At 45.0% G+C, this 23,335-nt stretch carries 17 protein-coding genes; 10 read left to right on the plus strand and 7 right to left on the minus strand.

What is annotated here, in order from left to right; translation table 11 throughout:
* Window positions 1-12 precede the first annotated feature (12 nt).
* The 4 genes from CLIN57ABFB40_RS03630 (at window position 13) to CLIN57ABFB40_RS03645 (ending at window position 6,420) form a co-directional block, all read left to right on the plus strand.
* The gene (locus tag CLIN57ABFB40_RS03630) at window positions 13-2,418 is read left to right on the plus strand and encodes an ABC transporter permease (protein ID WP_175630332.1); all 2,406 of its coding nucleotides are present in this window, start codon (window positions 13-15) and stop codon (window positions 2,416-2,418) included.
* A 21-nt stretch (window positions 2,419-2,439) separates the two neighbouring features.
* Window positions 2,440-3,156: an ABC transporter ATP-binding protein gene (locus tag CLIN57ABFB40_RS03635; protein ID WP_175628929.1), complete on the plus strand. Its 717-nt coding sequence runs from the start codon at window positions 2,440-2,442 to the stop codon at window positions 3,154-3,156.
* Entirely contained in the window at window positions 3,153-5,573 is a 2,421-nt protein-coding gene (locus CLIN57ABFB40_RS03640) for an ABC transporter permease (protein WP_175628930.1), read from the plus strand. Before CLIN57ABFB40_RS03635 ends, CLIN57ABFB40_RS03640 begins: the two co-directional genes overlap by 4 nt.
* A 304-nt stretch (window positions 5,574-5,877) precedes the next feature.
* Window positions 5,878-6,420: a hypothetical protein gene (locus CLIN57ABFB40_RS03645; RefSeq protein WP_175628931.1), complete on the plus strand. Its 543-nt coding sequence runs from the start codon at window positions 5,878-5,880 to the stop codon at window positions 6,418-6,420.
* A gap of 36 nt (window positions 6,421-6,456) precedes the next feature.
* On the opposite strand, the gene trxA is transcribed toward CLIN57ABFB40_RS03645, so the two are convergent.
* A complete protein-coding gene (gene trxA / locus CLIN57ABFB40_RS03650; protein WP_175628932.1) occupies window positions 6,457-6,933 on the minus strand; it encodes a thioredoxin in 477 nt (158 codons plus the stop codon).
* 496 nt (window positions 6,934-7,429) lie between these two features.
* Here trxA and CLIN57ABFB40_RS03655 point away from each other — a divergent pair, with 496 nt between their 5' ends.
* From CLIN57ABFB40_RS03655 to CLIN57ABFB40_RS03670, 4 genes are read left to right on the plus strand one after another with little or no spacing between them, the layout of a single operon-like run.
* Window positions 7,430-8,827: an RtcB family protein gene (locus CLIN57ABFB40_RS03655; RefSeq protein ID WP_175628933.1), complete on the plus strand. Its 1,398-nt coding sequence runs from the start codon at window positions 7,430-7,432 to the stop codon at window positions 8,825-8,827.
* A gap of 5 nt (window positions 8,828-8,832) precedes the next feature.
* Window positions 8,833-9,453, plus strand: a complete 621-nt coding sequence (gene prfH, locus CLIN57ABFB40_RS03660) for a peptide chain release factor H (protein ID WP_175628934.1) — start codon at window positions 8,833-8,835, stop codon at window positions 9,451-9,453.
* A gap of 46 nt (window positions 9,454-9,499) precedes the next feature.
* On the plus strand, window positions 9,500-10,207 hold the full coding sequence (locus CLIN57ABFB40_RS03665) for an RNA ligase family protein (RefSeq protein ID WP_175628935.1): 708 nt from the start codon (window positions 9,500-9,502) through the stop codon (window positions 10,205-10,207).
* Window positions 10,208-10,210: 3 nt separating this feature from the next.
* Window positions 10,211-11,320, plus strand: a complete 1,110-nt coding sequence (locus tag CLIN57ABFB40_RS03670) for an AAA family ATPase (protein WP_175628936.1) — start codon at window positions 10,211-10,213, stop codon at window positions 11,318-11,320.
* 362 nt (window positions 11,321-11,682) lie between these two features.
* On the opposite strand, the gene bioD is transcribed toward CLIN57ABFB40_RS03670, so the two are convergent.
* The 6 genes from bioD to CLIN57ABFB40_RS03700 all read right to left on the minus strand — a co-directional run bounded on the left by bioD (window position 11,683) and on the right by CLIN57ABFB40_RS03700 (window position 18,552).
* Window positions 11,683-12,330 (minus strand): dethiobiotin synthase, encoded by a 648-nt coding sequence (gene bioD / locus CLIN57ABFB40_RS03675; RefSeq protein WP_175628937.1) that lies wholly within the window; start codon window positions 12,328-12,330, stop codon window positions 11,683-11,685.
* The gene (gene bioC, locus CLIN57ABFB40_RS03680) at window positions 12,327-13,094 is read right to left on the minus strand and encodes a malonyl-ACP O-methyltransferase BioC (protein ID WP_175628938.1); all 768 of its coding nucleotides are present in this window, start codon (window positions 13,092-13,094) and stop codon (window positions 12,327-12,329) included. The genes bioD and bioC overlap by 4 nt, the downstream gene beginning before the upstream one ends.
* Window positions 13,095-13,104: 10 nt before the next feature.
* Window positions 13,105-13,764 carry a DUF452 family protein gene (locus tag CLIN57ABFB40_RS03685; protein ID WP_175628939.1) on the minus strand — a complete coding sequence of 220 codons (660 nt, stop codon included), beginning with the start codon at window positions 13,762-13,764 and terminating at the stop codon, window positions 13,105-13,107.
* Window positions 13,761-14,915 carry an 8-amino-7-oxononanoate synthase gene (locus CLIN57ABFB40_RS03690; protein ID WP_175628940.1) on the minus strand — a complete coding sequence of 385 codons (1,155 nt, stop codon included), beginning with the start codon at window positions 14,913-14,915 and terminating at the stop codon, window positions 13,761-13,763. Before CLIN57ABFB40_RS03690 ends, CLIN57ABFB40_RS03685 begins: the two co-directional genes overlap by 4 nt.
* Before the next feature lie 3 nt (window positions 14,916-14,918).
* Entirely contained in the window at window positions 14,919-17,351 is a 2,433-nt protein-coding gene (bioA, locus tag CLIN57ABFB40_RS03695; RefSeq protein ID WP_175628941.1) for an adenosylmethionine--8-amino-7-oxononanoate transaminase, read from the minus strand.
* Window positions 17,352-17,442: 91 nt separating this feature from the next.
* A complete protein-coding gene (locus CLIN57ABFB40_RS03700; RefSeq protein ID WP_175628942.1) occupies window positions 17,443-18,552 on the minus strand; it encodes a DUF4421 domain-containing protein in 1,110 nt (369 codons plus the stop codon).
* Between the two features lie 160 nt (window positions 18,553-18,712).
* On the opposite strand from CLIN57ABFB40_RS03700, the gene CLIN57ABFB40_RS03705 reads away from it, so the two are divergent.
* Entirely contained in the window at window positions 18,713-21,835 is a 3,123-nt protein-coding gene (locus CLIN57ABFB40_RS03705) for a SusC/RagA family TonB-linked outer membrane protein (protein ID WP_175628943.1), read from the plus strand.
* A gap of 14 nt (window positions 21,836-21,849) precedes the next feature.
* Window positions 21,850-23,331: a RagB/SusD family nutrient uptake outer membrane protein gene (locus CLIN57ABFB40_RS03710; protein ID WP_175628944.1), complete on the plus strand. Its 1,482-nt coding sequence runs from the start codon at window positions 21,850-21,852 to the stop codon at window positions 23,329-23,331.
* The last annotated feature ends 4 nt before the right edge of the window (window positions 23,332-23,335 follow it).

A 23,335-nucleotide genomic window follows, 5' to 3' on the forward strand; every position in this document is an offset into this window, starting at 1 on the left:
CTCCATGATATGATAAATTATCTCTCACAAGTAATACGTAGTCAGCGGGTTAAGAAATCTCTGACACTGATAAATATAACAGGATTGTCTGTCTGTATTGCAACAGCACTGCTCATCATACTTTATGTATGGACGGAGTTGAGCTACGATTCCTTCCATGATTCCGAACGTGTATATCGTGTAGAAAGCCGGTTGTATGAAGGTGAGACACTGACAGACAACTGGGCGACTACGGCTTACGGTCATGCACCTGCAATGGCTCGTGAAATTGCCGGCATTGAGAAGTATGTCCGTGTGACGGCGCAAGACCGCGAACAAGTGGTGAATTATTTCGAAAGGAGATTTGCCGAAGAGCATTATTGCTACACCGAACCTGCTTTTTTTGAGATATTCAATTTCCCGGTAATTAAAGGGGATAAGACCGGGCAACTGGTACGTCCTAATACGGTGGTGCTGACCGAGAGTGCGGCAAACCGTTATTTTGATGAAGAAGACCCGATAGGCAAGGTGTTGACTTTCAGTACGTCTTCATCGCAGCAGAACTTTGAAGTAACTGGTGTGATAGCAGATATGCCCGTCCGTTCCCATCTGCAATATGATTTTTTACTTTCATATAGTACGATTCCCAAAGAACGGCAGGATATTTGGTACATTCATGGAGTTTACACCTATGTCCGTCTGATGTCCGGAAAGTATCCGGCGGAGATTGAAGAGGCTTTTCTCAATATATCTGATAAGTATAAGACCGATGCACTGAAACATAAGACTTGGGCGGTGGAGCTGATACCGCTGAAAGACATTCACCTCACTCCACAGAAAGCCTACGAGAAAGAAGTAAAAGGGAGCCGGACTGCGGTTCTTATACTATTGGTGATGTCCGTTGCCCTGCTACTGATAGGTTGGGCAAATGCCTTGAATCTGACTGTGGCGCGTTTCTTGGAACGCGGACGTGAGTTCGGGTTGCGTAAAGTTTTTGGTGCTTCGCGCCGTCAGATTATAATTCAGGGACTTCTTGAATCCGGTTTTATGAATCTGTTGGCTGCGTTGATAGCCCTTGGTTGGCTGGAACTCCTTTTACCTCTTGTATATCGCTGGGCAGGGCAGAACTTCGCGTCGGATATACTGATTTCACCAGCTTTTTGGGGAATTGTAGCCGGAGTGGTTGTTGTCGGCACATTTGTCGTGGGGCTTTATCCTTCTTGGCTGATGGTTACTATACGTCCGTCGGAGATTATGAGGGGAAAATTGTTACACGGCAAACGCGGCAACCGGATAAGGAAAGTGCTGATTGTGGTTCAGTTTATGGCTTCTTTTGTCCTAATTACCGGCACGTTTACGGTGGTTAGGCAGGTGTGCTATATGCAGAGTGAAGATTCCGCCGATTCTCATTCACGTATGTTGGTCATTAAGTACCCTTCATTCACCGAGGGGTTGGCGTTGCGTCTGGAAAGTTTCACCAAGCGTCTGAAACAGCGGGCAGACGTAAGCCACGTAGCCGTTTCGGGAGCGGTTCCCGGGGTGGAGGTAGCCAATTATTTCACCAATCGTCCTTACGGAAGCGACCCTTCACAAGTGAAACTGATACAGATGTTTGCCGTAGATTATGATTATCTATCTGCCTACATGCCCGCTATGATTTGCGGGCGGTATTTCTCTGAGGATTTCGGCGGCGACCTCAACCGGATAGTACTTAACGAGGAAGCGGTCAGGTTGTTAGGCTACGAGTCGCCCGAAGCTGCATTGGGGCAGCAGGTTAAAATGGAGGTGGTGGGCGACCCGCTCGAAATAATCGGGGTGGTGAGAAACTATCACCAGCAGTCGCTTTCTGTAGCTTACAAACCTATTATATTCTTTTTGAAAGAGCGGGTACCGTTTATTGCGACACCTTATATTTCAATCCGCCTGACAGGTGACGGAGGAGATAGCACTTTGGCGGAAATCGAGCAGATGTATCGTGAATACTTTCCGACTTCTTTGTTCTCTTATTTCTTTTTGAGTGACTTGAATACTTTCTTATATAAATCAGACCGTAATTTTGGTTGGATATTTGCCAGTGCTTCTTTGCTTGCGGTGTTTGTGGCATGTCTTGGATTATGGATTGTGACACTGTTTTCAACCTTATCGCGCTTGAAAGAAGTAGGTATCCGCAAAGTGCTCGGTGCAAATAAAACCTGTCTGTTCTTTATCTTGACTAAGGAATTGGTGTTGCTTACGGTGTTGGCATCTGTCATCGGCATACCCGTGTCGGCTGTGTTGATGAACGGATGGTTGGAAACGTATGCTTTCCACATTTCGTTGCCTTGGTGGATATATCCGGCTGCTTTCGTGTTGCTGATGCTGATTGCGTTCCTTACCGTTTTTCAACAAGTATGGCGCATTATCTGTCTGAAGCCGATGCGTATTTTGAAATATGAATAATTAATAAATATTAAACTGATTATGATTAAGACTGAAAAACTGACAAAACTCTTCGCAACCGAAGAAGTGCAGACTAAAGCATTGAACGAGGTCACTTTGCAAGTGGAACAAGGGGAATTTGTTGCTATAATGGGTCCCTCGGGATGTGGCAAGTCAACACTGCTGAATATATTGGGTACGCTCGATTCTCCCACTTCCGGCTCTTATTTATTTGAAGGGAAACAGGTGGATAAAATGAACGAAAATCAACTGACTGCTCTTAGAAAAGGCAATCTCGGCTTTATCTTCCAGAGTTTCAACCTGATTGATGAACTGACCGTATATGAGAATGTGGAATTGCCCCTTGTTTATATAGGTGTCAAAGCCGACAAGCGCAAAGAAAAAGTAAATAAGGTACTCGAAAAAGTGAATCTGCTGCATCGTGCCAACCATTATCCCCAGCAACTGTCCGGCGGACAGCAACAGCGTGTAGCTATTGCCCGCGCTGTAGTGACTGACTGCAAATTGCTTCTTGCCGACGAACCTACGGGAAATCTGGACTCGGTGAACGGTGTGGAAGTAATGGAACTGCTGAGCGAACTGAACGGTCAGGGAACTACTGTTATCATCGTTACCCATTCCCAACGGGATGCTATGTACGCACATCGTGTCATTCAATTGCTGGACGGACAGATTGTAGCCGAAAACATCAACCGCCCGCTGGAAAAGAACACGTCATCTAAAAAAGAAACCGTATGATAGGAAATTATTGGAATAGTGCCTGGCGGAATCTGATGAAACGGAAAAGGTTCAGTTTCATTAATATATTCGGACTAGCGATTGGCATGGCGTCGGCACTGCTGATTCTTACCTATGTGACCTTTGAATTCAGTTTTGATAAAATGCATTCGAAATATGACCGTATCTATCGGGTGCAAAGTACGTTCCACGAAGGGGAGGTGCTGACCGACTACTGGGCAAGCAGCTCCTTCGGATATGGTTCGGCTATGAAAGAGAACCTTGCCGGAATAGAGGATTATGCCCGTATCGGTTCCCTGTTTCAACCGGAACAAATAGTGAAATACGGTGAACTGACCTTGCGGGAGAATCAGATAGCCTATGCTGAACCCGGCTTTTTCCGCCTTTTCGATTTCGAACTTCTGAAAGGCGATAAGAAAACCTGTCTCTCCATGCCGGGGCAAGTGGTAATTACCGAACGCATCGCCCGCAAATATTTCAAGGACGAAGACCCTATCGGAAAGATATTCGTCTTTACCGGAGCATACGATAAAATATCATGTGAAGTGACCGGAGTGATGAAAGAAATGCCTTCAAATTCACATATACATTACAGTTTTCTGATTTCGTATAAGTCTCTGCCCAAGTATGTACAGGAATATTGGTACAAGCACGAGGCTTATACCTATGTCTTGCTCGACTCTCCTGAAAGGAAAGCGGAAATAGAGAAAAAATTTCCCGTAATGGCGGAAAAGTACAAGACGGATGAAGCGTTGAAAAACAAGATATGGGGAGTGTCTTTAATGCCTTTGGCGGATATACATCTCACCCCGCAGGTAGGATATGAAGCGGAGACAAAGGGAAACCGTTCTTCGATGATTGCTTTAATTTTCGCTGCCATTGCTATTTTAGCTATTGCATGGATAAACTATATAAACCTCACCGTAGCCCGTTCGATGGAGCGTGCCAAAGAAGTAGGAGTGCGGCGGGTAGTGGGAGCTTTCCGCAAGCAGTTGATTCACCAATTCCTGTTTGAGGCATTAGTGATGAACCTGATAGCTTTTGTACTCGCCGTAGGATTGATAGAACTGATTCTTCCGTACTTTAACCAACTGGTAGGCCGTACCGTTACTTTCTCCGTTTGGCTGATGGATTATTGGTGGATTCTATTGGTTCTTGTATTCATCGCCGGGATATTCCTTTCCGGATATTATCCGGCACTGGCTTTGCTGAACCGGAAACCGATTACGTTATTGAAAGGAAAATTCCTGCATAGCAAATCCGGCGAACGGACACGGAAAGTATTGGTTATCATTCAGTATATGGCTTCGATGATATTGCTTTGCGGCACATTGATTGTCTTTGCGCAATTGAACTTTATGCGTAGCCAGTCTTTGGGAGTTAAGACGAATCAGACATTGGTGGTCAAGTTCCCCGGTCATACCGAAGGGCTGAATACGAAACTGGAAGCGATGAAAAAGACGATTGCACGTCTTCCGTTGGTACATCGGGTCACTTTTTCCGGTGCAGTGCCGGGCGAGGAAGTGGCGACCTTTCTTTCCAACCGCCGTACCAACGATGCCCTGAAGCAGAATCGCCTGTATGAGATGCTTGCCTGTGACCCCGATTATGTGGATGCCTATGGATTGCAAGTTGTAGCCGGAAGAAGTTTCTCGGAAGATTATGGAGACGATGTAGATAAACTGGTGATTAACGAAACGGCTGTACGTAACCTGGGTTTCACATCTAATGATGAGGCGATAGGGGAGTTGGTGACCGTTGAATGTACCGATGCTCCAATGCAGATTATCGGAGTGGTGAAAGATTATCATCAACAGGCATTGAGTAAGAACTATACACCTATCATGCTGATTCATAAAGATAAGATTGGCTGGCTGCCACAACGTTATATCTCTATCGTGATGACTTCCGGCGACCCTCGTGAACTGGTATCGCAGGTACATGAGATTTGGAACCAATATTTTGCGGATTCCAGTTTCGACTATTTCTTCCTTGACCAGTTCTTCGACCACCAGTATCGCCAGGATGAAGTATTTGGTGTGATGATTGGCTCTTTCACCGGACTGGCAATTTTCATTTCCTGTCTGGGACTTTGGGTATTGGTCATGTTTTCATGTTCCACACGTACCAAAGAAATGGGAATACGCAAAGTCCTCGGAGCTTCCCGTTGGACACTCTTCTATCAGTTGGTCAAGGGATTCTTCCAGTTGATTCTGATAGCGGTTGTCATTGCCCTTCCGATAGCTTGGTTTAGTATGAATGCCTGGTTGAGCCATTACGCTTTCCGTACGGATTTGAAAGCGTGGTTCTTTATTGTGCCTGTATTGCTGATGCTGTTTATCTCATTCGTAACGGTAGCTTTCCAGACCATGAAGATAATAATGAGCAAACCTGCCCGTTCTTTACGATATGAATAATCTCTGAATCACTCCATCGGGTATTCGTTAATATCCGATAGATTTATGTTAAATGTTAACGAGTCTATTGCTTTTATTAAACCATGTTATAAGATGCGCCGCTTTGCTCCGAAAATTTGGAGATATGCAGAAAGTCCGTATCTTTGCAATGTGTTTTTCATAGTATTAGATTTAAGGTTAACAAAAAAGATTGGCTGTCTGGGATAGATAGCCTTTTTTTATGCCCTTTACTTTCCTTCTATTCAAAAGGGTTCTAGTATGCTCCTTTTTTGTATATTTGCAAATCAATACACACTGTAATATCATGAAAAATATATTTGTTAAGATACTTCGTGTTCTAATGCTCTTTGTGCTTCTTATTTCGTGGGGCATTGGTTATGCTATTAATGAAGATACATTGACAGAGTGGTGGATACCTGTCGGAGTGGCAGCAATGATAGCTATCGCTACATTTCCTTTTTATAAAAAATGGGCATGGCTGACGGCAGGGGATAATAAAACGGTCAATCTTTTGTGTCATCTGATATGTGTGGGCACTATCAGCTATGCTTTATTTCTTACAGGCAACTATTTTTTGGCGGACCCTTCTTCTACGCAAGAAGAAACGGTTGTCGTACAGAAGAAGTATCAGGAGACGCATAAGAAAACACGCCGGGTAGGTAAGCGGCGTTATGTGCCGGATGGCGTGCGTAAGGAATACTATCTACAGGTGGCTTTTGAGAACGGAACTGTAGAAACGTTGCACGTATCACTCTCTACCTATAACAAGGCACGGAAAGGCAAAACAAAGAAATTGACTTTACAGAAAGGCTTCTTCGGACTTCCGGTGATAACAAAGGGACTTTAAGAAAACGTCATGACATATTTGCTTGGTTTTGTTATCTTATTTCAACAGGAATTCATCGATTGCTTTCTTCAACTGGTCTTTAGGCAAGGCCCCTTGCGTGATTCTTGGCTTTTCATTCATCGGAATCATCAATAGGGTGGGGATGCTACGGATGCCGAATGCGGCAGCCAAATCCTTTTCTTGGTCTACGTCAATCTGATAGATGTCTATTTTACCGCTATATTCTTTGCTCAGTTCTTCAAGAATAGGATGCAGTGCTTTACACGGCCCGCACCATGTTGCGTAGAAATCTACAATTGCCGGACGTTTGCCCTCAAACTTCCAATCGTTCGGATTGGCTTCATAATTATATACCTTCTTTAAAAAATCTGCTTTATTCAATGCTACTACTTTCATATTACTGTTCTCCTTTGTTGATTCATTACTCTTTTTATTTTCTCCACTGTTTCCTGCGCAAGCTGTCGTTATCAGTACAATAGCAAAAGCACTCAATAGACCTTTCATTAGTTTCATACTCTATTTCTTTATTTGTTTTCTCTGATGCAAAGATAGGGGGATTACAGTTCTTGCGAAATGGCAATTTCCCCGGATTACTTGGCTAAATTTCCCACTAATGGTTATCGAATGCTAAAAAATGTCTTTTATTCTTTGGTAGAGAAGAAAATAAGCATTACTTTTGCTGCGATAAAATGAGTATTCACCCTTTAAAATAGTTGGAAAGGGTATAAATTATGCTGGAACAATAATATTTTCAAATTAGGACTAAGTTGTCTCGTCGGGAAGATGAGGCTTTGCAACTTTTTGTTTTCTTACGCTTACCGCAATTCTACTATTATGCGGTAATGGTTGATTAGTCCTGCAATCACATTTTTTATTTTTTAAATAATTCACTTCAATGCTGTGAATGGATGTTTTGTATCCGTTTCCGAAGCATTGGTTATACCGTGTATTACATTGTCTGCTGCCGATGAGGCGGACAGGGAGTGCTGTATGCGAACAGAAAAAAAGTATGGGAATACGATTAAAAGATTTAAGTAAACTGGGATACCGGGATAATGTAGCTCGTAGTCTGGTAGTGGATATTGTAAGCAAACATTGCAAACATGCCACCAAAGAACAGATTGAAAAGACATTGGGTGATATACTCGAACATCCCGAATCTTATAAAAACAACGAAATTTGGAATAAGCTCGCCGAACGCCTTTCGCCCACTGTGATAGCGAAGGACTTTAGGGCTTATGATTTATCGGACGAGCCGCTGATGTATAAAACCTACGGGGGAAAATTCATTGAGACGCTCGCCAAACAACAAATGAACCTGGCGATGCGTCTGCCTGTGACGGTAGCCGGAGCATTGATGCCCGACGCCCATGCCGGCTACGGATTGCCTATCGGCGGGGTGCTTGCCACGGACAGTGCGGTGATTCCGTATGCCGTAGGAGTCGACATCGGCTGCCGGATGAGCCTGACGGTATTTGATGCCGGTGCGGATTTCTTGAAACGGTATTCGTATCAGATGAAGGAAGCCTTGAAGGATTTCACCCATTTCGGTATGGACGGCGGATTGGGCTTTGAGCAGGAACATGAAGTGTTGGACAGGGAAGAATTCCGGCTGACTCCTTTATTGAGGGATTTGCGGGGAAAGGCGGTACGCCAGCTTGGAAGTTCCGGTGGTGGAAACCATTTTGTGGAGTTTGGAGAAATTGCTCTGCAAGAGCATAATGTGTTGAATCTTCCCGAAGGGAATTATGTGGCTTTGTTGTCGCATTCCGGTTCGCGCGGACTGGGAGCCGCCATTGCTAAACATTACAGCCTGTTGGCGCGTGAAGTATGCCGGCTTCCCCGTGAAGCGCAGCATTTCGCCTGGCTGGACTTGGATTCCGAAGCAGGGCAGGAGTATTGGATGAGCATGAACCTGGCAGGCGACTATGCCCGTGCCTGTCACGAACGGATTCATCTGAACCTGGCGAAAGCATTGGGATTGAAGCCGCTTGCCAATGTCAACAATCATCACAACTTTGCCTGGAAGGAAGAGATTGCTCCGGGACGTATGGCAATCGTGCATCGCAAAGGGGCTACTCCGGCACAAGAAGGACAACCGGGATTGATTCCCGGCAGCATGGCTACGGCAGGATACCTCGTTTGTGGCAAGGGAGTGGAAGACGCTTTGAATTCTGCTTCTCACGGTGCAGGTAGAGCCATGTCCCGTCAAAAGGCGAAGGACAGCTTTACGCAATCGGCTTTGAAAAAGATGTTGTCGCAAGCCGGAGTGACCTTGATTGGTGGAAGTGTGGAAGAAATGCCGTTGGCATACAAGGACATCGACCGGGTGATGCATACACAGGAGACGCTGGTGGAAGTACAGGGTAGATTTATGCCTCGTATCGTACGAATGAATAAGGAGTGATGCCGATGAAAGAGAAAGTCTATTTGCAGATAACTTCCGGCAGGGGACCTGCGGAGTGTTGCCGGGTGGTGGCATTGGTGCTTGAACGAATAGTGAGACAGGCACAGGCGAAAGGATTGAAAGTAGAGATGATAGAACGGGAAACAGGTCCGGTGAACCGGACACTGCTTTCGGCTACAATCTCTCTTCAAGGTGCGGCTAGCGGCGAATTGGTTGATGAATGGGAAGGAACGGTGCAATGGATTGCCCAAAGCCCGTACCGCATTTATCATAAGCGTAAGAATTGGTTTGTCGGCGTACATTCCTTTGTCCTGTCTGAAAGTCAGGAGGCAACGGAGCATGATTTCCGTTATGAAACCCTGCGGGCTTCCGGTCCGGGCGGGCAACACGTCAATAAAACAGAGTCTGCTGTCCGTGCAGTGCATATCCCGACAGGGATGAGTGTGGTAGCTTCTGACCAACGCTCGCAATGGCAGAACAAGAAATTGGCTACGGAACGCTTGCTGGTGAAGCTCTCGTCCTGGACAATGGAACAAGCCATGATTCAGGCACAGGAGAATTGGAGTAACCATAATCATCTTCAACGGGGAAATCCGGTGAAAGTGATTCAAGAGTCGCTCATCTAGCTGTGCGATTTAAGAATTTAGTAATTAATTAAAAAAGAAGAAGAAAATGATATCAGAGAAATATGGTCGTACCTATCACTATCCGTTCTCTCCCGGAACGACTAGTGATGACCGGATTAATCATACGTATTGGGAGGACATCCAACAGATTGGGACATTGGTACATACCGAAAAGTTGGATGGAGAGAATAATTGTTTGAGCCAGTGGGGTGTCTTTGCCCGTTCGCATGCTGCACCGACCACTTCACCGTGGACGAGGCAATTGCGTGAACGTTGGGAGCTGATAAAGAATGATTTAGGCGATATAGAAATCTTCGGAGAGAATCTGTATGCCGTACATTCTATTGAATATCAGCGGTTGGAAACGCATTTTTATGTGTTTGCGGTTCGTTGTATGGACCAGTGGCTGTCATGGGAAGAAGTGAAGTTCTATGCGGCTTTATTTGATTTTCCTACTGTCCCGGAGTTGAAGATAGAGCCTGTTTCCGGTTTGACGCCGGAGCTTCTGAAACAGGAAATCATCCGTATGTCACAAGAACCGTCGGTCTTCGGTTCTTGCGACCCGTGGACAAAAGAGGCTTGTACCCGTGAAGGGGTAGTCAGCCGTAATATCGAAGAGTATCCGGTAAGTGGATTTGCGCAGAATGTATTTAAGTATGTGCGGAAAGGGCACGTCAAGACAGATGAGCATTGGACGCGTAACTGGAAGCGTGCCCGGCTTACCTGGGAATTTGCTAATAAAAAGGAGGAATAAGTTATGGATTGGAAATTGATAGAAGATAAATCGTGGAGCTCACTCGAACAACAGTTCGAGTGGGTGCGCGAAATGAATACCGTTCCGCAGGATACTCGTTATCATGCGGAAGGGAATGTAGCGGTACATACCCGTATGGTGCTGGAAGCATTGCAGCAATCTGTTGCTTATCAGTCTCTTTCTGCTTTGGAGAAAGAAATGGTATGGGCAGCCGCATTATTGCATGATGTGGAGAAACGTTCGACCTCTGTGGATGAGGGAGAGGGGAGAGTGTCTGCCAAAGGGCACGCCCGCAAAGGGGAATACACTGCCCGTACTATTTTGTATCGGGATTGTCCCGCCCCCTTCCGTATCCGGGAACAGATTGCTTCTTTAGTCCGTTATCATGGGCTACCCATTTGGCTGATGGAAAAGCCGGACTCTGTAAAAAAGCTCTGCGAGGCTTCTTTACGGGTAGATACATCATTATTGAAGATGCTGTCCGAAGCCGATGTCAGGGGACGTATCTGTGACGATAAAAAAGAGTTATTGGAAGCTGTGGAACTATTTGAGATTTTCTGCCGCGAACAGGATTGTTGGAACAAACCGAGAGAGTTTGCCACTGATTATGCACGCTTTTATTACTTCCATACAGAAGGCGGTTATATTGATTATATCCCCCACGAACAGTTTAAATGTGAAGTCACGATGTTGTCAGGGCTTCCGGGAATGGGGAAAGATTATTATATCCAATCTTCCGGCATGGATATGCCGGTGGTGAGTCTGGATGCCATTCGTCGAAAGCACAAATTGAGCCCTACGGACAAATCAGCAAACGGGTGGGTAGTGCAAACGGCAAAGGAAGAAGCCCGGACATATCTTCGCAAAGGGCAGGATTTTGTTTGGAATGCAACAAACATTACCCGTCAGATGCGGGCGCAACTGATAGACTTGTTTGTGGATTATGGCGCAAAAGTAAAGATTGTCTATCTGGAACAGCCGTATCACATTTGGCGTCAACAGAATAAGAACAGGGAATATGCACTTCCCGAATCCGTATTGGATAAGATGCTGGATAAACTGGAGGTTCCTCAACTGACGGAAGCGCATGAAGTGATATATCATACGGTATAAGTAACTTGCAGAATCTATGCAGTTAATGACTTGGTTCAAACAATAAAACATTTTGTTTCCTGGTGCGAAACACTTTGTTTCAAGCAATGAAACACTTTGTTTCAACCAATGAATGCCATTAATATGATTAATAGTGTACCGGAATGATAGCAAGAATCAAGGTCATAATAGTCTTATTTTTTTAAGTGAGACGTTCATTTGTTATGAGTATAACAAACAAACGTCTCACTTGGGTTGGTACGGTAAATAGATTTAATACAAAAGATAAAGGATTATGGCTCTATGTATCCCGTAAAGGTTACATATGACAGCCATAATCCACAAATAAGTACGATTGTTGTTGAGTGAAATAACTTGTGCTGCTACTCTTTTATTTCCGGAACCAATATAAACTTCGTATCCGGGAAATACTTCTTCAACCAGTTTTGAATAAAATTCATCGTATCATTCTGAATCGTTTTATCTTTTACGGTAGGATACATATTATAAAGTACAGTATCCAATACAATACCGCGCTTTTGTATAGCTTCAAGGCTAAGCAACGTATGATTGATGCTTCCCAATTTGCCGGAAGTAACAAAGATAAGCGGATAGTTTTCTTGGGTAATGTAATCTATTGTCAAAAGCTCTGTCGTTAATGGAACCATTAAACCGCCTGCGCCTTCGAGCAGGACACAATCATATCGTTCACTCAATTCTTCCGTAGCACGTTTGATTTTGTCGAAGTCAATGGGGCGGTTATCCAGTTGGGAAGCGAGATGCGGAGAGGCGGGATAAGAGAAAATTTCCGGCATGGTCAGTCCTTCTTTGTCTTCTTCTGTAAAGGGGATTCCCATGATACGACGATGCAGGTCTATATCTTCGGAATGACCGATGTTTCCTGTTTGGATGAATTTTTGAGTTATGGTACGTTGTCCGTTCTTGTTCCATTCACGGGCTAAAAAACCGGTGGCATAGCTTTTCCCGGCATCTGTGTCGATACCGCTTACGAAATATACATTCTGTTTCATACTTTTTTCTTTTTTGCGATGATATAAATAGGGTGATAGGTTAGGGACACAGAAGTGCCTTGGGTAAATTCTTGGGTGTAACGTTCGCTGAATAACTGCAAGTCACGACGTGTCCGCAGTTGTTGGGAAGATGTGCCGGATATTCCGGTTACTCCTGTCTGCTTCAAATGATAAAGTACTTTTAGTGGGTTATCAAATGAAAGAGGAATCAGTTCTTCTTCCGAATGGAGTATGTCGAAGTGAGTCGACAAGGCTGTTATAAGCTCTTCCCGTGAACGATAAGTGAGTCCGCTTCCTGTTAGCTCTCGTATTTCTTTCATATTCTCTTTCCCGAAAGTGCTGAAAGCGAAATAGCCTTGGTTGTTGAGCAAAGCATTACATCTTTTGAAGAAGTTTTCGGGAGATTCAAACCATTGCAGAGCCGAGCAGGAAGTGATCAATGTGCTTTCAGCAGGGAAAGGAACGGTTTCTGCATCACCCGGAAGAAAGGAAACCTGTTTCTTTCTTAATATATCCTCACAGCAGTACTTCATTTCCGGGCAAAGGTCGTTTAGGAATAATTCTTCCGGTCGAAGAGCCTGAAGCAGCATCCGGGAATAAATGCCCGTACCGCATCCGAATTCAATTACTTTAGAACAGGGAAAGGATATGTGTTCTGTAAGCAGGTGAATCATTTTATCTGCAATCTGCCGCTGTACGTTTGCTTCCTGCGGATAAGTGGGAATGGCTTTAGAGAAACGTTCGGCAATTAGTTGTTTATCCATAAATCAATAATTAGTTGATTTGCATGATTACGTTATCAAAAAGTTCCGCTTGATAGTGGGCGGCTTCTGCATATTCAAGGGAATCCACTTTGTTTCTCCATGCCAGCCATTGACTATCCGGCAGGAAGATACGGTCGTTCTTTCCTATGATGGCTTTTTGCCATGTAAAGTCCGAAGGTGGTAATGATAAGTATTGCTTTTGTATGGCGGCAAGTTCTTCTTTGAGTTCCTCAACGGGACGTTGGGGGACTACCGTCTGAAAAGCTTTGTAATCGGCTATTGAACCACACATTCGTCTTTGGAACTTTTGCAGGGATTGGTCGTTCAATCCTTGCAGGGTTCCTTCGAAAATGGCAGGAGTAATCCCTTTCGTTTCGTGTATAGGATAAGGAGTGCCATTGATAGCGATACTTTGAGAGAGGGGCAGGGCAGGATATTGTTTCATTATCTGAGAAGCTGCCCATACTCCCATTGACCAGGCGATGAGACTGATTTCGGAATACTCTTGCAGAATGGCTGCATCAAACTCCAATGAACGATAATCATAACAAATCATCCAATCCTTATCGGTCGGGCGGATTTGCTGGAATGGGGTTTCATCCATTCCCCAGCCTGCGAAAAAAAGTAATAGATGCTTTTGATTATTCTTTATGATAAAATGCTGTTTCATTCGTTTATCAGTTTTATGAGTTGGTCGATTTCATGTTCGGTGATGTCTGCTGTCAATGAGAAGCGGATACGTGAAGTCCCTTCGGGAACCGTAGGCGGGCGTACCGGCAATGCATAGAATCCTTTACGCTGGATTTCTTCTGCTTTACATATAGTATTCTCGCTTGCTCCTACAATCATAGGGACAATATGGCTTACCGAAGGGCAGTTATATCCTTTATCAGCCAGTGCAGTCTTTAGTTTGTTGCTGATTCTCAGTAAATGAGTTCTCTTCTGTTGGAGAGAGGGCAGGTGCTTTAATATCCACGAAGTCCATTGAATATTAATGGGCGGAAGGGCTGTTGTGAATATAAACGTGCGCATCTTGTTGATTAGATATTCCCGGATAACTTGTCGGCATACAATGTATGCACCTGCTGAGGCTGCTGCTTTTCCGAATGTTCCTACCAGAAAGTCTATATCGTTGATGCAGTCCTGTTCTTCAGCGCATCCTAATCCATTCTCGCCCCGTACACCGAAAGCATGGGCTTCGTCCACATAAAGAAGAATATTGGAATAACTCTTTTTTAATTGGACAAGAGCGCGAAGGTCGGCTTCATCGCCGTCCATGCTGAAGATGCTTTCGGTGACAATAATGATTTGCTCATACGCATTGTGATTTTCAGAAATCAGTCGTTGCAGTTGGGATAAGTCATTATGGCGATACCGGATACATTTCGCAGATGACAATCTGATTCCGTCTATCAGACTGGCATGTACCAGTTTATCCGCAAGAATCAGTGTTTGCGCATTACTGACGGCAGGAAGAATCCCTGTATTGGCATGATAACCACTATTAAAAATGAGTGCACTTTCTACTCCGAACATGGTTGCCAGTTGTTGTTCCAATGCTTGATAATCGGAAAAATTACCTGTTAGCAGCCGGGAAGAAGAGGAAGTAGGCAGAAAGTTTTCGGGAGTCATTGTCTTTAAGAACTCCTCTCTTAATGATACATCATTAGCCAGTCCGAGATAATCGTTGGAAGACAGGTTCAACATCCGTTGCCCGTTCAGAATAACATTTCGTCCGTCGTGGATGAGGGGTGGGAGAGAACGATAATTCTTCTTTTCCTTTAGAGTCAGAAGTTCTTGGTCTATATGGTTTGATATCATAAGTTACTGATGTATATTATTACGTTTTCCACTGATTACTTTGAGTAATCCAGAAGTTAATTTACTTAGTTGTTCGGGAGTAATAATGAAAGGCGGCATCAGATAAACCAACTTTCCGAATGGGCGTACCCAAATCCCTTCTTCCACAAATCGGCGTTGCATAAATGCCATATTTACCGGACGCTTCATCTCAATAACTCCGATTGCCCCTAATATCCTGACATCGGCTACTTGTGGAAGTTCCCGGGCAGGTGCCAACTCTTCTTTAAGTTGTGCTTCGATTCGTTTGACCTTTTCTTGCCAACCAGATTCCAACAACAAACGTACGGATGCGCAAGCTACCGCACAAGCAAGCGGATTACCCATGAAAGTCGGCCCGTGCATGAAAGCTCCCGGTGCATGATTGGAGATAGTATCTGCCACATGATTACTAGCCAATACGGCAGAAAGCGTCATATATCCGCCAGTCAATGCCTTTCCGATACACATAATATCCGGTTCTACTCCGGCGTGTTCCCAAGCGAAAAGTTTACCTGTCCGTCCGAACCCTGTTGCTACTTCGTCGAAGATAAGAAGGAGTCCATGTTCCTTGCAAAGTTTTTCCGCTTCACGAAGATACTGCGGATGATAAAACCACATGCCGCCCGCTCCTTGCACAATCGGTTCAAGAATCAGTGCCGCTAATTCTTCCGAATGTTTTTCAATCGTCTCCCGCAAAGGGATAATATCTTCAGGATTCCACTCCCCGTCAAATCGGGAAGCCGGAGCCGGAACAAAATGGCGGACAGGGAGTGCCGAGCCGAAGAGACTGTGCATTCCCGTCACCGGGTCGCATACGGACATGGCATTCCATGTATCACCATGATAACCGGAGCGGATAGTTACGAAATTATTCTTATCCGGTTTTCTGGTGGCATACCAATATTGTACAGCCATTTTCAAAGCTACTTCCACAGCTACCGAACCGGAATCCGCATAGAATATTTTCTGCATCGACGGCGGAACCAATGGCAATAATAATTTCCCCAGTTCAATGGCAGGGTCGTGTGTCAGCCCGCCGAACATGACATGAGACATTTTATCCAGTTGGTCTTTTGCCGCCTGGTTCAATACCGGATGATTGTATCCATGCACGGCACACCACCAGGATGACATTCCTTCAATCAGTGTCCGCCCGTCTTCAAGGGTAATGGTAGCACCGTCCGCCCGTTTTACTTTATAAACAGGAAGCGGGTCGGTAGTAGAAGTATAGGGATGCCACAGGTGTTCCCGGTCGAATTGAGAACCTGCGAAATGATAACCCTCTTCCTGAATCATTTGCTTGTCTTCCGATACTTTAGAACCGAGTGTTGTCAGTAAATCGCCTACAATAGCGGAATTAATGCCGATATACAATGCCTTGCGCATAGCTTCGGAAGAGAGTTGTGAGCGTCCGCCGGCAAAACGCAGAAAAGCTGTCGGATTGATGAAACGGAACAAGGCAATTGTCCTGAGGATTTCTTCTTCACTCAGAGGTTTTTCGTTTTCCAACGGTGTGCCGGGTATCGGACTTAGCAGGTTGATAGGAATGGACTGGACATTTAATTCTTCCAGAGTGAAAGCGAATTCAATCCGTTGTTCCATTGTTTCTCCCATGCCAATGATGCCCCCGCAACAGATATCCATTCCTACACGACGGGCGGCATTGAGAGTGGCAAGTTTCTGTTCCTGCGTATGAGTGGAGCAGAGTGTTGAAAAGTAGGAAGGTGCGGTTTCCAGATTACAATGATAGCGGGTTACACCTGCATTATGCAAAGAACGCAGTTCTTCTTCGTTGAGCAAACCCAGCGAAGCGCAAAGCTGAATTGAAGAGTGGCGCCGCATATGGCGGACGGTATCACAAAGTTGGGTAATCTGTTTGGGAGAGGGTTTTCGTCCGCTGGTGACGAGGGAGAAACGGTTGACGTCCTGGGCTTCATTATATTTTGCCTGTCGGAGACATTCTTCGGCGGGAAGGAGGTCATAGACCTCGGCTTGCGTCTTATAGTGAGAGGATTGTGCGCACCATTTGCAGTTCTCCGGACATCTGCCGGACTTGGCATTGATAATGGAACACATGTCGAATTCGTGCGAAGCACGTGCGACGGTAATCTCATGCGCGGCGGCATAAAGCGCCTCGCTGTCAGCCATATTGGCCAGCCAAGCGGCTTGGTCGGGCGATATGTCAATGCCTGCCAACACTTGGTCTTTGATTTCTTGGAGTGTCATAAATGTATGATAAGGGATAGTTTGTGCAGCATTCTGCTTGCGAAGGGCAACGTCCACCACATTGATATGCAGATGACCAATTTGGAATTCACGCCCCATGCTCGCAAAGGCGGCATAGTTCTTTCTGCCCCAATAGCGGAAACGGGAAAGGAGAGTGCGTGTGGTCTGTATATGGTGTTGTCTCTTCATCAGGTTCTTGTTTTTAAAGGAAAGAACGGGGCAAATGTACAAAGATTCTTTGGATAAGCAAGCAAGTCGGGGATTTCTGATGTATGCATTTTTATTTCTTCTTCCTGTATTCTTTGCGTAAATGGAAGTTGAAGCCCGCATATACCTGAAGTGTACCGAATCCGTTGTCAAGAGAGAAATTGTTCCGGTGATAATTATAGTTTTTTCCAACAAAGGACGAGCCGACAAAATACTTTCCGTTATTGTAGACAATGCCTGCACGAACCAGAAAGTCGAGATTGAACTTGCTGTACCATTGTTTTCCTTCGTGAGTTTCCGCGTCTACATCAGAAGCCTTATAAGCAATGGCGGGAGTGAGAGAGATGCACGCCAGACAATTGCGTGCGAATACCCAGTTGTAGGCATAACCGAAACTGATATTGGCATTGGTATATTTTATCTTGTTGACTTTCATTCCGGGGTTCATTCTCTTCTGTATATATTCCGGTAGTTGCTGATAATCAAAATCGAGATTATGTTTGGAGATAGAGAAACCTGCAATGAATGTTCCGGCATTGCGCCTTTGGTTGGTCGACTGGCTGAAAGCGGCAGGATAGGAAAACTTCCGGTTGTTGAATATATAATATAAATTCAGCCCTTTGATATCCACTTTCAGCCCGTTGAATTTTTCGGAATAATCGGAAGGTATCTCGTCATAGAATCCCTTGATTTTGTGAATCTTGTAATTGTTACCCGTACGGCGGTAGAAGATGTCTACGCCCAACTTGGAACTGTATAGGCTTAAATCAAATTCTGTCCCTCTATTTTTCCGGTTTGTCTTGCGATAAATATCATCGACATCGACAGACCAACCTAGGAAAATCCATCTCCAACCGAAATATAATCCTATCTTGTTATGTGGATTAGGAGAAAAACTGAGTTTCTGTGGTTGGGGTAACTCACTGGTGACCGAGTAATATTCGAAGTTACTGAAATGAGTAACCATCAGCGCATAATTATATCGGTTGGGACTGATATAGAGCGTATCAAAATCACTGAAGTTCATGAATTTCTTGATAGCTCTTTTAAAGGCACCCGGTCGGGTGGATGCGAGTGAATCGGTTTCTATATTGTCATTCATAAGACTGTCTCTCTTTTCGGTCTGCGCCTGTAAAGAGAGTGACAGTAGCAAAAAGAAAAATAGAATCATCCGTTTCATCATGAGGTTCTTTGTTACCGTTATAGATGTTGTTCGTTTCACGAAAGTACTATCTTTCGCTGATTTATGCTAACAATCATCTAAAAAATGTTTCGTTTCCTAAACAAAAAACTTCTGTATACTGTTAGTTACAGCAAGCAAATAAATCTTAAGCCACAAAATTATGAGAATCTATTTACGTTTATTAGCAGTGTTTCTGCTGCTTTTCGCAGGAAATATGTATGCGGATGCACAGCAGGAAAAACGCGTGACGGGCACAGTCAGTTCCGAAGGGGAACCTCTGCCCGGTGTATCCGTCCAACTGAAAGGAGCCTCTTCCGGCACCATTACCGATATTGACGGAAATTACTCTATCGAAGCTCCAGTCAATGGTACGTTAGTTTTCCGCTTTGTAGGAATGAAGACGGTGGAACAACCGGTCAATAACCGGAATGTGATTAACGTCACGTTGGCCTCCGAAAGTAAGGAGTTGGAAGAAGTGATGGTAGTAGCCTATGCTACCGCCAAGAAATACAGCTTTACCGGAGCTGCCTCAACAATGAAGGCGGGAGAAATTGATAAGTTGCAGACTTCCAGCGTATCACGTGTATTGGAAGGCACTGTATCCGGTGTGCAGGCGAGTGCGGCAAGCGGTCAGCCGGGTACGGATGCGGAAATCCGTATTCGTGGTATCGGCTCTATCAATGCTTCCAGTGCTCCACTGTATGTGGTGGACGGTGTTCCGTTCGACGGTAGCGTCAACTCTATCAATCCCGATGATATATCTTCAATGACTGTCCTGAAAGATGCCGCGTCGGCTGCCTTGTATGGTTCCCGTGGTGCGAATGGCGTGATTATCATCACAACCAAGCAGGGACAACAGGACTCAAAGGCAACGGTAAAAGTGAAAGCCTCTTTGGGAGGTTCCAACCGGGCTGTCCGTGATTACGACCGTGTCAGCACGAACCAGTACTTTGAACTGTATTGGGAAGCACTGCGCAATCAGTATGCCAAAAGCTCGGATTATACTCCCGCAACTGCCGCCGCACAGGCTTCCAAGGAATTGGTAACGAAACTAATGGGAGGAGGTCCCAACCCTTACGGAACGCAATATGCACAGCCCGTAGGTACGGACGGAAAACTGGTAGCGGGAGCCCGTCCGTTATGGGATACCGATTGGAGCGATGCCATGGAACAACAGGCACTTCGCACAGAACTGAACTTGAGCGTTTCTGGCGGCGGTAAAGCCAATCAGTATTTCTTTTCCGCCGGATACTTGAATGATAAGGGTATCGCGCTCGAATCCGGTTACCAGCGTTTTAACCTTCGTTCGAATATTACCAGCGAAATGACTTCCTGGCTGAAAGGTGGCATCAATCTTAGTTTCGCCCACTCTATGCAGAATTATCCGGTATCATCGGACTCTAAAACCAGTAATGTGATTACAGCGGGACGTACAATGCCCGGTTTTTATCCGATGTATGAAATGAATACCGACGGAAGCTATAAACTGGATGATAATGGAAACCGGATTTACGATTTCGGCTCTTACCGTCCTTCCGGGTCTATGGCGAACTGGAACTTGCCCGCCACTTTACCTTTGGACAAATCGGAGCGGATGAAGGATGAAGTTTCCGGTCGTACTTTTCTGGAAGCTACGATTATAGAAGGATTGAAATTCAAGACTAGCTTCAATTTCGACTTGATAAACTACAATACGTTGGATTATACAAATCCGAAGCTAGGCCCTGCCAAGGAAAACGGTGGTGGCTCCAGTCGGTTGAACACCCGTACTTTCTCTTGGACATGGAATAATATTGCCACGTATGACAAGACAATCGGTGAACATCATTTCAATGTCCTTGCCGGTATGGAGGCTTATTCTTACCGGTATGACGAACTGACGGCTTCACGCTCTAAAATGGCGTTACCCGATATGCCGGAACTGGTAGTCGGTTCGCAATTGACTGGTGGTTCGGGTTATCGCATCGACTATTCTTTGGTCGGTTATCTTACCCAGTTGCTCTATGACTATCAGAATAAGTATTTCTTCTCCGCCTCTTATCGTCGCGATGGTTCTTCCCGTTTTGCACCGGAAACTCGTTGGGGAAACTTCTGGTCATTGGGTGCTTCATGGCGTGTCGACCGTGAGAACTTTATGGCTTCTACTTCCGACTGGCTTTCTGCCTTGACGTTGAAAATGAGTTATGGTGCACAGGGAAATGATAATCTGGGTACGTATTATGCAAGCAAAGGACTTTATACCATTGTCTCCAACCTGGGTGAGAATGCGTTGGTTTCCGACCGCATCGCTACTCCGAACCTGAAGTGGGAGACGAACCTGAACTTTAATGTCGGTGTCGACTTCTCCTTGTTTAACAACCGTTTCTCCGGTTCATTTGATTTCTTTACACGCCGTTCGAAAGATTTGCTCTATTCCCGTCCGATAGCTCCTTCTTTGGGATATGGCTCTATTGACGAGAATGTAGGGGCGTTAAAAAATACGGGTATTGAAATGGTGCTGAACGGAACAATCATCAATCAGAACGGTTGGGTATGGAAACTGGGCATGAATCTGACGCATTATAAGAATAAAGTAACGGAACTCCCTTTGAAGGATATGCCGCAAAGCGGAGTGAACAAGCTCCAGGTAGGTCGTTCGGTCTATGATTTTTATATGAAAGAATGGGCTGGAGTAAACCCGGAGAATGGCGACCCGCTTTGGTATATGGATATGAAGGACGAAAATGACAAGGTGATTGGGCGTACCACGACTAATGATTATGCTTCTGCCACTTATTATTATGTCAATAAGTCTTCTCTGCCAAAGGTTTATGGTGGTTTTAATACTTCTCTTTCCTGGAAAGGCATTGAACTGTCGGCTATCTTCGCATACAGTGTCGGTGGATACATCTACAACCGTGACGTTACGATGATTCTGCATAACGGAAGTCTCGAAGGACGCGACTGGTCGACTGAAATTCTGCGGCGTTGGACACCGGACAACCGCTATACGGATGTCCCGGCTCTGAGCACTACTTCCAATAACTGGAACTCGGCTTCCACCCGTTTCTTGCAAAACAATTCTTATATGAGATTGAAGAATCTGACAATCTCTTATAATTTGCCGAAACAATGGATTAGCAAACTGGCATTGAGCAGTGTGCAGATTTACGTGCAGGGAGACAACTTGTTTACTATTCACCGTAACCAGGGACTTGACCCCGAACAGGGAATCACGGGTATTACTTATTACCGTTATCCGGCTATGCGAACCATTTCCGGTGGTATTAATCTTTCTTTCTAAAATTAGATGATGATATGAAAAAGATAAAAACTCAATCTATACTTACTGCTGTTGTCGGGTTATTGCTGACAACAAGTTGCAGCAGTAGCTTTTTGGACAAGGAACCTACGGATGCGGTAAGTTCCGACCAGGTTTCGGTTCCCGAAAATGCGGAACGTCTCTTTAACGGAGCATGGTATAACTTGTTTGAATACGGAACGACGTATGCGAATATCGGATATAGGGCGCTTCAATGCCAGGATGATATGATGGCGAGCGATGTGGTCTCCCGTCCGAAATATGGTTTCAACTCCTCGTATCAGTTCAATGATGTGGCTATTCCTTCTGACGGACGAACTTCTTTTGCCTGGTATCTGATGTATAAGACGATAGACAACTGTAACACAGCGATTGCTATTGAAGGAGATTCTGAAGAACTCCGGCAGGCACAGGGGCAGGCATTGGCATTGCGTGCTTTTTGTTACCTGCATTTGGTGCAGCACTATCAGTTTACTTACTTGAAGGATAAGGATGCGCCATGTGTACCTGTTTATACGGAACCGACAACGAGTGCTACCGTTCCGAAAGCCAAATCGACAGTCGCACAAGTATATCAGCGTATCTTTGATGATTTGAATCTTGCGCAAGATTATTTGAAAGAATATGTACGCAAGGGAGACGGGCAGAAATTCAAGCCGAATATGGATGTTATCAATGGCCTTCTGGCGCGTGCCTATCTGTTGACAGGACAGTGGGAAGAAGCTGCGAAAGCTGCCGAAGCTGCCCGTAAAGGGTATTCGCTGATGACTACTACTGCGGAATATGAGGGTTTTAATAATATATCCAATAAGGAATGGATATGGGGCTCGCCGCAGACACTTTCCCAATCGGATGCAAGTTATAATTTCTACTATTTGGATGCCACTTATGTAGGTGCTTACAGTAGCTTCATGGCAGATCCGCATTTAATGGATACATTCACAAAAGATGACATTCGTCTGCCGCTATTCCAGTGGATGCGTGAGGGATATTTGGGATATAAGAAGTTCCATATGCGTTCGGACGATACGGCTGACTTGGTATTGATGCGTGCTGCTGAAATGTATCTGATAGAGGCGGAAGCGAAAGCACGTGGCGGAGTGGCGTTAGAACAGGCTGTTATTCCTTTGAATACGTTGCGTGAAGCTCGCAATGCAGGTGATTATGATGTGACAGGAAAATCGAAAGAAGAAGTTATCGATGAAATTCTGATGGAACGCCGTCGGGAACTGTGGGGAGAAGGTTTCGGCATTACGGATATTCTTCGTACCCAAAAAGCGGTGGAACGTACAGCTCTGTCGGAAGATGAACAAAAGGCGGAAGTGGATTGTTGGCAGGAAGGCGGCACCTTTGCAAAACGGAATCCGCTGGGACACTGGTTCCTTCGTTTCCCGAATGGTAAGCCATTCACAGAGAATAGCACTTACTATCTGTACGCTATTCCCGAAAAAGAAATAAACGCTAATCCAAATTTATAAATAG

The sequence above is a fragment of the Bacteroides acidifaciens genome (genome assembly GCF_903181435.1).
In the GTDB taxonomy this organism is placed as follows: Bacteria; Bacteroidota; Bacteroidia; order Bacteroidales; family Bacteroidaceae; genus Bacteroides.

What these genes read in the sequence shown, in the direction of transcription:
- CLIN57ABFB40_RS03690 (WP_175628940.1), bottom strand. Translation starts at nt 14,915, where the DNA reads ATGATATCAAACCATATAGACCAAGAACTTCTGACTCTAAAGGAAAAG.
- CLIN57ABFB40_RS03635 (WP_175628929.1), top strand. Translation starts at nt 2,440, where the DNA reads ATGATTAAGACTGAAAAACTGACAAAACTCTTCGCAACCGAAGAAGTG.
- CLIN57ABFB40_RS03705 (WP_175628943.1), top strand. Translation starts at nt 18,713, where the DNA reads ATGAGAATCTATTTACGTTTATTAGCAGTGTTTCTGCTGCTTTTCGCA.
- CLIN57ABFB40_RS03670 (WP_175628936.1), top strand. Translation starts at nt 10,211, where the DNA reads ATGGATTGGAAATTGATAGAAGATAAATCGTGGAGCTCACTCGAACAA.
- CLIN57ABFB40_RS03710 (WP_175628944.1), top strand. Translation starts at nt 21,850, where the DNA reads ATGAAAAAGATAAAAACTCAATCTATACTTACTGCTGTTGTCGGGTTA.
- trxA (WP_175628932.1), bottom strand. Translation starts at nt 6,933, where the DNA reads ATGAAACTAATGAAAGGTCTATTGAGTGCTTTTGCTATTGTACTGATA.
- CLIN57ABFB40_RS03655 (WP_175628933.1), top strand. Translation starts at nt 7,430, where the DNA reads ATGGGAATACGATTAAAAGATTTAAGTAAACTGGGATACCGGGATAAT.
- bioA (WP_175628941.1), bottom strand. Translation starts at nt 17,351, where the DNA reads ATGAAGAGACAACACCATATACAGACCACACGCACTCTCCTTTCCCGT.
- CLIN57ABFB40_RS03645 (WP_175628931.1), top strand. Translation starts at nt 5,878, where the DNA reads ATGAAAAATATATTTGTTAAGATACTTCGTGTTCTAATGCTCTTTGTG.
- CLIN57ABFB40_RS03665 (WP_175628935.1), top strand. Translation starts at nt 9,500, where the DNA reads ATGATATCAGAGAAATATGGTCGTACCTATCACTATCCGTTCTCTCCC.
- prfH (WP_175628934.1), top strand. Translation starts at nt 8,833, where the DNA reads ATGAAAGAGAAAGTCTATTTGCAGATAACTTCCGGCAGGGGACCTGCG.
- CLIN57ABFB40_RS03700 (WP_175628942.1), bottom strand. Translation starts at nt 18,552, where the DNA reads ATGATGAAACGGATGATTCTATTTTTCTTTTTGCTACTGTCACTCTCT.
- bioD (WP_175628937.1), bottom strand. Translation starts at nt 12,330, where the DNA reads ATGAAACAGAATGTATATTTCGTAAGCGGTATCGACACAGATGCCGGG.
- CLIN57ABFB40_RS03685 (WP_175628939.1), bottom strand. Translation starts at nt 13,764, where the DNA reads ATGAAACAGCATTTTATCATAAAGAATAATCAAAAGCATCTATTACTT.
- bioC (WP_175628938.1), bottom strand. Translation starts at nt 13,094, where the DNA reads ATGGATAAACAACTAATTGCCGAACGTTTCTCTAAAGCCATTCCCACT.
- CLIN57ABFB40_RS03640 (WP_175628930.1), top strand. Translation starts at nt 3,153, where the DNA reads ATGATAGGAAATTATTGGAATAGTGCCTGGCGGAATCTGATGAAACGG.